Source organism: Puerhibacterium puerhi (genome assembly GCF_009846865.1).
GTDB lineage: Bacteria > Actinomycetota > Actinomycetes > Actinomycetales > Cellulomonadaceae > Puerhibacterium > Puerhibacterium puerhi.
In genome coordinates this window covers 22,552-32,871 of sequence record NZ_WUWN01000031.1, presented here as the reverse complement: position 1 = coordinate 32,871, position 10,320 = coordinate 22,552, and the positions used below count along the sequence as shown (strand labels likewise).

Genomic DNA, 10,320 nt, shown 5'->3' with positions numbered 1-10,320 from the left:
CACCTGGGCCCGCTCGCCACGGCCGTGGCGGGCGCCGTCGGAGGGCTGCCCGCGCCCGTGCTGCGCCGGCCCGGGGGCGGGCGCGACCAGGTGGGCCTCGGGGCCCGCGCCCGCGGCGGCAACGCCGTCGTGCGCGTGGCCCCGCGCGCCTGGCAGCGCCTGTCGCCCGCGTCCGCCGGCCAGGGCACGCCGGCATGCCTCCTGCTCGACGACGTCGTCACGACGGGCGCCACGCTCGCCGCGGCCGAGCGCGCGCTGGAGGCTGCCGGGGCCGACGTCCTGGGCGCCCTCGTGCTCGCCGCGACGCCCGCCCCGGGCGAGCGGCGCCCCCGCGCCGAGGCCGTGCGGGGCTCCGGCGCGCCACCGGTGTCGTAGCAGGCGAAGGGGGGTTAGCGTGGGGAATCCCCACAGGTGAGGCCCACCGGTGGGGTCGTCGACAGGTCCGGGTCTGCGCCCGGCGCCTAGGGGGGTGGTGCCGCGTACCGGCACCCACGAGAGGGTGCCACGAGCCCAGCACGCCGGCTGCACGCGTCGCCGCGGCAGCCCCGCAGAAGTGGAGACCCACGATGGAGATCGTCGTCGTCGGCAGGCACACGGAGGTCGCGGACCGGTTCCGCAACCACGTGCAGGACAAGCTGACCAAGGTGACGCAGCTCGCGCCCGCCGCGCAGCGCGTCGATGTCGAGGTGACGCGGGAGAACAACCCGCGTCTGGCGGACGTGCGCGAGCGCGTCGAGCTCACCGTCCGCGCCAAGGGGCCGATCATCCGCGCGGAGGCCGCCGCGGACGACCGCTTCGGCGCCCTCGACATCGCCTTGGACAAGCTCATCGAGCGCCTGCGCCGGCACCGCGACCGCCGCAAGGACCACCGGCGCACGTACGTGGTCGCGGCCGCCGAGGCGATCCCCGAGGACACCGTCCCCGAGCCGCAGCCCGAGGAGGAGGCGCCCGCGCCCCTCGAGGTCGACGGCGACGCGGTGGAGCGCCAGCTCGGCGACTCGCCCGTGGTGATCCGCCAGAAGCTGCACAGCGCCGAGCCGATGACGCTCGACGACGCGATCTACCAGATGGAGCTCGTGGGCCACGACTTCTTCCTCTTCATCGACAAGGAGACCACCCGCCCCGCGGTGGCCTACCGCCGGCAGGGCTGGACGTACGGCGTCATCCAGCTCGACGCCGAGTGCAACCGGTCGGTGGGCTCCCTCGCCTGACCCCGGGCCTCGAGCCGGCGCTCCGACCCCGGCGGCCGCCCGCCCCCCGCGCGGGCGGCCGCCGCGTGTCGGCGGGGCGCGGCACGATGGACCAGTGACCGTGGACACCGCACCGGCGCCCCCTGCTGGCACGCCCTCTGCTCGTACGGCCGCCGTCCGCACGACCGCCGCCCGCACCGGTGCCGCCCGTACGGCCGCCGGCCCGCTGCCGCGCCGGCGCCGCCCGGAGCGGCTGAGCGCGGCCCAGGCCCGCCGGGTGGCGCTCGCGGCCCAGGGGCTGCACCGGCCCCGTCCGGCGCTCGGCGTCGACGGCCCCGGCCTGCGGCAGGTCACCGCCGCGGTCCGGCGGCTCGGGCTGCTGCAGATCGACTCGGTCAACGTGCTGGCCCGCGCCCACCTCGTGCCGCTGTACTCGCGGCTGGGACCGTACGACGTGGGGCTGCTCGACCGGCTGCACGGCCGCGCGCCACGTCGCCTGGTCGAGGCCTGGGCGCACGAGGCGTCGTTCGTCCCGGTCGAGACGTGGCCGCTGCTGGAGTGGCGGCGCCGCGCCTACCGCGACCACGCGTGGGGGTCCATCTCGAGCGCCCCCGAGCGGCACCCGGCCGAGGTCGCCGCCGTGCGCGCCATCGTCGCGGAGCGGGGCCCGGTGACCGCCGCCCAGGTGCAGGCCCTGCTGGAGGAGCAGGGCGGCCCGGCCCGCCCGGAGAAGGTGGAGTGGGGCTGGAACTGGTCGGCCGCGCGCCGCTGCCTGGAGTACCTGTTCTTCACCGGCGAGGTCGTCGCCGCGGGCCGCGACACCGCGTTCCAGCGGCTGTACGACCTGCCGCAGCGGGTGCTGCCGCGCGCCGTGCTCGAGGCGCCCGCGCCCGACGACGTCGACGCCGTGCGCGCGCTGCTGGAGATCGGCGCCCGCTCCCACGGCGTCGCCACCGTGCGGGACATGCGCGACTACTTCCGGCTGCGCCGGGGGCGGACCAACGCCCTGGTGACGCAGGCGCTGCCGCAGCTCGTCGAGGACGGGACGCTGACGCCGGTGGAGGTCGAGGGCGCCGGCAGCGGGTGGTACCTGCACCGCGACGCCGCCCTGCCGCGGCGCGCGGACGGTGCGGCCCTGCTCAGCCCCTTCGACCCGCTGGTGTTCGAGCGCACGCGGCTGGAGCAGCTCTTCGGCACCACCTACCGCATCGAGATCTACGTGCCCGCGGCCAAGCGGGTGCACGGCTACTACGTGCTGCCCTTCCTCGAGGGGGAGCGGGTCACGGCACGCGTCGACCTCAAGGCCGACCGGCGCGCCGCGGGCGGGGGCGTCCTGCGGGTCCGGTCCGCGCACGCCGAACCGCACCTGGCGGCGCAGGACCGGGGCCGCACGGCGCGCCGCCTCGCCGCGGAGCTGTGGCTCCTGGCGGGCTGGCTGGGCCTCGGCGACGTCGCGGTCGAGCCGGCGGGCGACCTCGCGGGGGAGCTCGCCGCGGCGGTGCCCGCCGCCTGACCGGGCCGCGCCACGACCCTCCGCGCCACGACCCTGCGCGGTCCCGCCCGCCGCCACCGCCGCAGTCCTACGATCGCAGCGGGGCCGGCCACGAGGGGGTGCCATGGCCACCGCAGCGCTCTACCTCGCCGCCGCGTTCGCCGGGGGCCTGCTCGCCGTGCTCCTGCGGCTCCCGCCGCTGGTCGGCTACCTCGGCGCGGGGTTCGCGCTCGGCGCCGCCGGCGTGGCGGAGCCCGCCTTCCTCGACCCGGTCGCGGAGATCGGCGTCGCGCTGCTGCTGTTCGCCATCGGCCTCAAGCTCGACGTGCGCTCGCTGCTGCGCCCGGAGATCTGGCTGACCACCACGGTGCACCTGGTGCTGAGCACGGCCGCGGGTATGGGGCTCCTCGGCCTCCTGGCGGTGCTCGGCTCGCACCTGCTCGCCGACGACGGCGCCGGTGCCCTGGCCCTGGTCGGGTTCGCCCTCGCGTTCTCCTCGACCGTGTTCGTCGTCAAGGTGCTGGAGGACCGCTCGGACGCCGCCTCGCTCTACGGGCGGATCGCCGTCGGCGTGCTGGTGACGCAGGACGTGGCGGCGGTCGTGTTCCTCAGCGCCGCCGGCGGCCGCGCCCCCAGCCCCTGGGCGCTCGCGCTCGTCGCCCTGGTGCCCGGCGCGTGGCTGGTCCACCGCGTCTGGGACCGGGTCGGCCACGGCGAGCTGCAGGCCCTGCTGGGCGTGCTCGTCGCGCTCGTGCCCGGCTACGCGCTCTTCGAGTCCGTCGGCGTCGTCGGCGACGTCGGGGCGCTGCTCATGGGCGTGCTGCTCGCGCCGCACCCCCGCGCCGGCGACCTGTCGCGGGCGCTGCTGAGCCTCAAGGACCTCATGCTCGTGGCGTTCTTCGTGCAGATCGGGCTGCACGGGGTCCCGACGCCCGCCGACGTCGGCCTGGCGCTGCTGCTCCTGGTGCTGCTGCCGGTGCAGGCGGCCCTGTACGCCGGCCTGCTGTGGCTGCTGCGCCTGCGCCGGCGCACCGCGTTCCTGGCCGGGCTGGTGCTGGCCAACTTCTCGGAGTTCGGCATCATCGTGGTCGACGTCGGCGCCACCGGAGGGCTGCTGCCGCAGCGGTGGGTGGCCGTCGTCGCGCTGGCCGTGGCGTTCAGCTTCGTCGTCGCCGCCGTGGTCAACCGCCGCGGCGTCGAGCTGGCCAGCCGGCTGTCGCGGCTGCTGCCCGTCCGCGACGCGGAGCGCCTGCACCCGGAGGACCGGCTGGTCGACGTCGGCCACGCGGACGCCATCGTGCTGGGGCTCGGCCGCATCGGCTCCGCCACCTGCGCGCGCCTGCGCGCGCACGGCCTGCGCGTGCTCGGCGTCGAGCACGACCCCGGGCGGGTGCAGGAGCTCGCCGCGCGCGGCTTCGACGTCGTGCGGGCGGACGCCACCGACCTCGAGTTCTGGCTGCGGGTGCGCCGGGCCGGCTCGGTGCGCGTCGCCGTCCTGGCGATGCCGTTCCACAAGGCCAACCTCATCGCGCTCGCCCGGCTGCAGGCGGCCGGCTTCGAGGGGCTGGTGGTGGCCGTGGCGCGGTACGACGACGACGTCGTCGAGCTGCGCCACCACGGCGCCGACGCCGTCTTCCACCTGTACGGCTCGGCCGGGTCGGAGCTCGCCGACCGGGCGGTGGAGGTGCTGCGCCGCTCGACGGGTTCGTCCGAGGGCGAACCTGCGTGAGACGCTCAGGTGGCCGCCCTAGGATGGCAAGGGTGTGACCCAGGGCCGGCGTGCGCCGGCCGAACCGAACGGCAGGACCGGCCGCCGCCGGGTGCCTCGACCCAGGAGACAGTGTGCCCGCGATCCTCGAGAAGGTCCTTCGCTTCGGCGAGGGGCGCATCGTCAAGAAGCTGCAGGGGCTGGCCCAGCAGGTCAACAGCCTCGAGCCCGGCTTCACCGAGCTCAGCGACGAGGAGCTGCGCGAGGAGACCGACCGGTTCAAGGAGCGCCTGGCGCACGGCGAGACGCTGGACGAGCTGCTGCCGGAGGCGTTCGCCGCGGTCCGCGAGGCCGCGCGCCGCACGCTCGGCCAGCGCCACTTCGACGTGCAGCTCATGGGCGGCGCCGCCCTGCACCTCGGCAACATCGCCGAGATGAAGACCGGTGAGGGCAAGACGCTCGTGGCCACGCTCGCCGCCTACCTCAACGCCCTCGAGGGCAAGGGCGTGCACGTGGTCACGACCAACGACTACCTGGCGAAGTACCAGGGCGAGCTCATGGGCCGCGTCTACCGGTTCCTCGGCATGAGCACCGGCGTGATCCTGTCGGGCCAGAGCCCCGCCGAGCGGCGCAAGCAGTACGCGGCGGACATCACGTACGGCACGAACAACGAGTTCGGCTTCGACTACCTGCGCGACAACATGGCCTGGTCGACCGACGACCTGGTGCAGCGCGGCCACCACTTCGCCATCGTCGACGAGGTCGACTCGATCCTCATCGACGAGGCGCGCACGCCGCTGATCATCTCCGGGCCCGCCTCCGGCGACGCCAACCGCTGGTACACCGAGTTCGCCAAGGTGGTGCGCCGGCTGGACGCGGGGACCGACTACGAGGTCGACGAGAAGAAGCGCACCGTCGGCATCCTCGAGCCGGGCATCGAGAAGATCGAGGACTACCTCGGCATCGACAACCTGTACGAGTCGCTCAACACGCCGCTGATCGGGTTCCTCAACAACGCGATCAAGGCCAAGGAGCTGTTCAAGCGCGACAAGGACTACGTCGTGATGAACGGCGAGGTCATGATCGTCGACGAGCACACCGGCCGCATCCTCGCCGGCCGCCGCTACAACGAGGGCATGCACCAGGCCATCGAGGCCAAGGAGGGCGTGCAGATCAAGGCGGAGAACCAGACGCTCGCCACGATCACCCTCCAGAACTACTTCCGCCTGTACGACAAGCTCTCGGGCATGACCGGCACCGCCGAGACCGAGGCCGCCGAGTTCCAGGGCACCTACAAGCTCGGCGTCGTGCCGATCCCCACCAACCGGCCGATGCAGCGCATCGACCAGCCCGACCTCGTGTACAAGAACGAGGAGGGCAAGCTCACAGCCGTCGTCGCCGACATCGTCGAGCGGCACGCCAAGGGCCAGCCGGTGCTGGTGGGCACCACGAGCGTCGAGAAGTCCGAGCGGCTGTCGGCCATGCTGCGCAAGGCGGGCGTGCCGCACGCCGTGCTGAACGCCAAGGAGCACGAGCGCGAGGCGTCGGTCGTCGCGCTCGCCGGCCGCAAGGGTGCCGTGACGGTGGCCACCAACATGGCCGGCCGCGGCACCGACATCATGCTCGGCGGCAACGCGGAGTTCCTCGCGGTCCAGGAGATGGCCGAGCGCGGCTTCGACGCCACGGAGAACCCGGAGGAGTACGAGGCCGCGTGGCCCGAGGTCCTCGAGAAGGCGAAGGCCGCGGTGGCCGCGGAGCACGAGGAGGTCACCGAGCTCGGCGGCCTGTACGTGCTCGGCACCGAGCGGCACGAGTCGCGCCGCATCGACAACCAGCTGCGCGGCCGCTCCGGCCGTCAGGGCGACCCGGGCGAGTCCCGGTTCTACCTGTCGATGCAGGACGACCTCATGCGCCTGTTCAACTCCGGCCTGGCAGAGGCGATGATGAGCCGCGCCGGCTTCCCGGACGACATGCCGCTCGAGTCGAAGATGGTCACGCGCGGCATCCAGAGCGCCCAGTCGCAGGTCGAGTCGCGCAACTTCGAGATCCGCAAGAACGTCCTGAAGTACGACGACGTCCTGTCGCGCCAGCGCGAGGTCGTCTACGCCGAGCGCCGCCGGGTGCTCGAGGGCGAGGACCTCGCCGACCAGGTGCAGCACTTCATCACCGACGTCGTCACGGCGTACGTCGACGGCGCCACCGGCGAGGGCACGCCCGAGCAGTGGGACCTCGACGGGCTGTGGACCGCGCTGCGCGCGGTGTTCCCCGTGTCGATCACCGTGGACGACGTGGTCGAGGAGGCCGGCGGCATCGGCTCGCTCACCCGCGAGATGCTGCTCGAGGAGCTGCTCTCCGACGCCCGCGTGGCGTACGGCCAGCGCGAGGAGCAGCTGGGCGAGCAGGCGATGCGCCAGCTCGAGCGCCGCGTCGTGCTGTCCGTGCTGGACCGCAAGTGGCGCGAGCACCTCTACGAGATGGACTACCTCAAGGAGGGCATCGGCCTGCGCGCGATGGCGCAGCGCGACCCGCTCGTGGAGTACCAGCGCGAGGGCTACCAGCTGTTCCAGGCCATGAACGAGGCCATCAAGGAGGAGTCGGTCGGGTTCCTGTTCAACCTCGAGGTGCAGGTCCAGGCCCAGGGCCAGACCGACGGGCAGGTGACCGTCACGGCGGCCTCCGCCGCGGCCGCCGCGCAGTCGGCTCCCACGGTCGCCCCGGCGACGGCGCCGCAGGACGGTACGCCGCAGGACGGCACCCGCGCCGAGGGCCCGGCGGAGCCGCCCGCCGAGACGCCGGCCGAGGCCGTCGCCCGCACCCAGGAGCCGGCGCCCGCCGCTGCCGCCGCCGAGTCGACGCTGTCGGCCGCCCGCGCCGCGCAGGCCTCGGCCGCGCAGGAGCCGGTGCTGGTCGGCAAGGGCCTGGACGGCCCGGGACAGCAGGTGCCGATGGCGTTCAGCGGGCCGGGCGAGGACGGCGCGACCGCCGTCTCGGGCTCCAGCCCGGAGGCGGCGCGCCGCGCCCGCCGCGCGCTGCACGGCGAGGCCTCGGCGCCCGAGAGCGACGGCCGCACGTTCCCCGGCACCCCGCGCAACGCGCCGTGCCCGTGCGGCTCCGGCAAGAAGTACAAGGTCTGCCACGGCCAGAACGAGCAGTGACGGGCTGACGGCCGCGGAGGGACACGCGCAGGGCCGCGGTGGCGATCGCCACCGCGGCCCTGCGCGTCTCGGCGGCGCCGCGCGCTCACGCGATCTCGAGCACCGCGACCCGCCACTGCCCGCGCCACGCCTCCAGGCGCACGGCCGCGGCTCGCACCCGGCCGGCGTCGTCGAGCACCACCGTGGCCTCCGCGCTGTCGCCGCGCCGCTCGAGGCGGACCCGGCGCACCCGTACCGGGCGGCCGCGCAGCGCGGCGGGAGCGTGCCCGGCGGCCGCCGCGTCGTGCACCAGACGCGCGCGCTCGCCGAGCTGGTCGAGCACCACGGGCGTGACCCAGCGCGCGAGCTGGGCGACGCCGCGGTCGCCGCGCAGCACCTCGACCGCGGCGCGCACCACGCTGCAGCACAGGGCAGTGGGGTCGGGCAGCGGCGCGGGCGCAGTCGCGGCGCTCGGGTGCGCGGCGGCCACCTCGTCGAGGACCTCGTCGCGGTCGGCCCAGCCGGCCCGGTCGACGCCGATGCGCACCCGCCGCACCCGGCCCGGTGGGCGGCTCGGGGCCGCCGGCGGCGTGCCGGGCCGCACCGGCTGGGGGAGCGCGGCGACCCGGATGCGCCGCACGCGCGCGGGCTGCGCCGTGGCGTCCGGCCGTGCCGTGGCGTCCTGCGGCACCGGCGTGCCACGGCGCGAGGCGGGCGCCGCCGGGGCGTCGCGCTCCGCGGTGCGTGGCGCACGGTCCGCGACGGGTGGGCGGGGTGCGGCCGGGCGGGGTGGGATCGTGCGGGGTGGGACGCCGCGCGCCTCGAACGCGCCGGCGGGCGTGGTCCTGGTCATCGTTCCCTCCGATCGGGTGCGGCTGCTGAGCGGCGTGGCGAGGCGGCGTGACGAGGCGACGGGGCGAGCGGTGACGTGGGCTCACGCGGGCGGGCGCAGCACCTGCCCGGGCAGCACGAGGTCGGGGTCGTCGCCGACGACGTCGCGGTTGGCCTCGTGCCACCGCACGGTCGCGGCGAGGATCTCGCCGTCCGAGGGCGAGCCGCCGAGCCACCGGGCGGCGATGTCCCACAGGGTGTCGCCGCGGTGGACGACGACCGACCCGTCGGGTGCCGGCCCGGGGTGCGCGGTGTCCCGGCGCACCTCCGCCGCGACGTCGACGTCCGCCGGCTCTGACGGGGCAGCCGGCTCCTCCGCCGGCGCCGCCGCCGCCGGGTCCTCCACGTCCGTCGGCGCCGCGCGGACCGGCGCGTCGGGGTCGGCGGGGCCGTCGGGCGCGGTCGGCTGCCAGCCCAGGTCGACGGTCGCCGGTGCGGGCGCGCCGGGGCCGGGGTGGGTCTCGGCCGCCGTCGCCGTCGTCGGTGCGACCACGAGGCCGGCGCCGACGCCGACACCCACGCCGACCCGGACGAGCCGGCGTACGAGACCGGGCGCCAGCCGGCGCACCGCCGCCTCGCCGGCGCGCCACCGCACGCCCAGCCCTGCGGCGACCAGCACGGCGAGGCCGAGCGCGGCGCCCAGCGCGACCCAGCACGCTGCGACGCCGCCCACGGCCACCATGGCGAGCTCCACCCACGTCTCGGTGCGGGAGCCGGGCCCGGTCGCCGCCGGCGCGACCGTGAGGGCCCGGGCACCGAGCAGCGCCCCGGCGGCGCCCGCCCCGAGGGTCAGGGCCAGCAGGCGCGCCCCGGCGCGTCGGACCGGACCCGACCGGGTGGCGCGTGCCGGGGTGGGCGCGGCTGCGGCAGCGGGCGGGCGCCGGCCCGCGGTGCGGTGGTCCGTGGACTTCTCGGTGGTCATGTCGCCCCCTGCGCCGACCTCATGCTGTCGTGTGATGCCGTTTGATGACGTTTGACGACATCCGATGCCGCCAGGCAACCACACCCGGGCTATGGTGTCCAGAGGTGCAGCGGTCGGAGCGGACGCGCTGCGCGAGCCGGTGGGGGTCGGTGGCAGGGGGGTGGACGCATGGACGGCCCGGGCCGATGGGAGCTGCTGTTCGCCGACCTCGAGGCGCAGCTCGTCGCCCACGAGGTCGCCGAGCGCGGCGACGCCGTGGCGGAGCTGACGCGCGCCGAGCACGCGGCGATCCCGCTGGCGGACCGCTGCCGTGCGGCGCTCGGCGCGCCCGTGACCGTGGAGCTGGCGGACGGCGAGCGGGTGGCCGGGGTGGTGCGCCGCGCGGCCGCGACCTGGGTGCTGCTCGACGGACGGGGCGCCTCCGGGCAGGTCGAGCACCTCGTCCCGCTGGCGGCCGTCGCGTCGGTGGTCGGGCTCGGCCGTCAGGCGGTGCCGTCGACGGCACGCACGGACGCCCTGGGGCTCGGCACGGTGCTGCGGCGCCTGCAGCGCGACCGCGCCCGGGTCGTCGTGCGCACCCGCGCAGGCCAGGCGGTCGGCCGGCTTGTCCGCATCGGCGCCGACCACCTCGACATCGACGAGACGGAGGCGGCGCCGCGGCCGCGGGTCGTGCCGTTCACCGCGCTGCTGCGGGTGAGCCAGGCGTGAGCGGCCGCGCCGGCGCAGGCCGCTGCGCCAGGGGCCTAGACGTCCCCGGAGGCGACGCGCTCGCGCGTCCTGGCGTACTGCCGCTCGATGTAGGCCTCGAGCTCGCTGGCCTCGACGCGCCAGACGCCGCGGCCGCCCACCTGGATCGCCGCCAGCTCGCCGCTGCGCACCAGGGCGTAGGCCTGGCGGGCGGAGATGTTGAGCATCTCCTCGACGTCTGCGAGCGTCAGGAAGCGTCCGGCCATACCCTCAGGATCGCACAGCCGGGCCCCTGC

At 76.0% G+C, this 10,320-nt stretch carries 9 protein-coding genes and 1 pseudogene; 7 read left to right on the top strand and 3 right to left on the bottom strand.

Going from position 1 to position 10,320, the window contains the following annotated elements:
* From GSF02_RS14250 to GSF02_RS19170, 6 genes and pseudogenes are all read left to right on the top strand, one after another.
* A partial coding sequence (locus tag GSF02_RS14250) for a phosphoribosyltransferase family protein (protein ID WP_268892894.1) occupies positions 1–375 on the top strand: 375 nt, incomplete at its 5' end.
* A 191-nt stretch (positions 376–566) separates the two neighbouring features.
* Positions 567–1,211, top strand: coding sequence for a ribosome hibernation-promoting factor, HPF/YfiA family (gene hpf, locus GSF02_RS14245; protein WP_159797639.1), 645 nt, complete (start codon positions 567–569; stop codon positions 1,209–1,211).
* A gap of 205 nt (positions 1,212–1,416) precedes the next feature.
* Positions 1,417–2,703: a winged helix-turn-helix domain-containing protein gene (locus GSF02_RS14240; RefSeq protein ID WP_159797649.1), complete on the top strand. Its 1,287-nt coding sequence runs from the start codon at positions 1,417–1,419 to the stop codon at positions 2,701–2,703.
* A gap of 103 nt (positions 2,704–2,806) precedes the next feature.
* On the top strand, positions 2,807–4,411 hold the full coding sequence (locus tag GSF02_RS14235) for a cation:proton antiporter family protein (protein ID WP_159797637.1): 1,605 nt from the start codon (positions 2,807–2,809) through the stop codon (positions 4,409–4,411).
* A 113-nt stretch (positions 4,412–4,524) separates the two neighbouring features.
* Positions 4,525–7,021 (top strand): annotated as a pseudogene (secA, locus tag GSF02_RS14230) (preprotein translocase subunit SecA); the annotation flags it as partial.
* 314 nt (positions 7,022–7,335) lie between these two features.
* Positions 7,336–7,545: an SEC-C metal-binding domain-containing protein gene (locus GSF02_RS19170; protein ID WP_408003899.1), complete on the top strand. Its 210-nt coding sequence runs from the start codon at positions 7,336–7,338 to the stop codon at positions 7,543–7,545.
* An 85-nt stretch (positions 7,546–7,630) separates the two neighbouring features.
* On the opposite strand, the gene GSF02_RS18640 is transcribed toward GSF02_RS19170, so the two are convergent.
* Positions 7,631–8,377 (bottom strand): Rv3235 family protein, encoded by a 747-nt coding sequence (locus GSF02_RS18640; protein ID WP_201308940.1) that lies wholly within the window; start codon positions 8,375–8,377, stop codon positions 7,631–7,633.
* Positions 8,378–8,458: 81 nt separating this feature from the next.
* Positions 8,459–9,337 (bottom strand): LysM peptidoglycan-binding domain-containing protein, encoded by an 879-nt coding sequence (locus tag GSF02_RS14220; protein ID WP_159797633.1) that lies wholly within the window; start codon positions 9,335–9,337, stop codon positions 8,459–8,461.
* 168 nt (positions 9,338–9,505) lie between these two features.
* Between GSF02_RS14220 and GSF02_RS14215 the strand changes: the two genes are divergently transcribed.
* The gene (locus tag GSF02_RS14215; RefSeq protein ID WP_159797631.1) at positions 9,506–10,045 is read left to right on the top strand and encodes a hypothetical protein; all 540 of its coding nucleotides are present in this window, start codon (positions 9,506–9,508) and stop codon (positions 10,043–10,045) included.
* A 35-nt stretch (positions 10,046–10,080) separates the two neighbouring features.
* On the opposite strand, the gene GSF02_RS14210 is transcribed toward GSF02_RS14215, so the two are convergent.
* Positions 10,081–10,290 (bottom strand): helix-turn-helix domain-containing protein, encoded by a 210-nt coding sequence (locus tag GSF02_RS14210; protein ID WP_159797629.1) that lies wholly within the window; start codon positions 10,288–10,290, stop codon positions 10,081–10,083.
* Positions 10,291–10,320: the final 30 nt, after the last annotated feature.

Bases quoted from the DNA above. Each gene is read 5' to 3' on its own strand.
- GSF02_RS14210 (WP_159797629.1), bottom strand. From the start codon at position 10,290: ATGGCCGGACGCTTCCTGACGCTCGCAGACGTCGAGGAGATGCTCAAC.
- GSF02_RS14215 (WP_159797631.1), top strand. From the start codon at position 9,506: ATGGACGGCCCGGGCCGATGGGAGCTGCTGTTCGCCGACCTCGAGGCG.
- GSF02_RS14235 (WP_159797637.1), top strand. From the start codon at position 2,807: ATGGCCACCGCAGCGCTCTACCTCGCCGCCGCGTTCGCCGGGGGCCTG.
- GSF02_RS19170 (WP_408003899.1), top strand. From the start codon at position 7,336: ATGGCGTTCAGCGGGCCGGGCGAGGACGGCGCGACCGCCGTCTCGGGC.
- GSF02_RS14220 (WP_159797633.1), bottom strand. From the start codon at position 9,337: ATGACCACCGAGAAGTCCACGGACCACCGCACCGCGGGCCGGCGCCCG.
- hpf (WP_159797639.1), top strand. From the start codon at position 567: ATGGAGATCGTCGTCGTCGGCAGGCACACGGAGGTCGCGGACCGGTTC.
- GSF02_RS18640 (WP_201308940.1), bottom strand. From the start codon at position 8,377: ATGACCAGGACCACGCCCGCCGGCGCGTTCGAGGCGCGCGGCGTCCCA.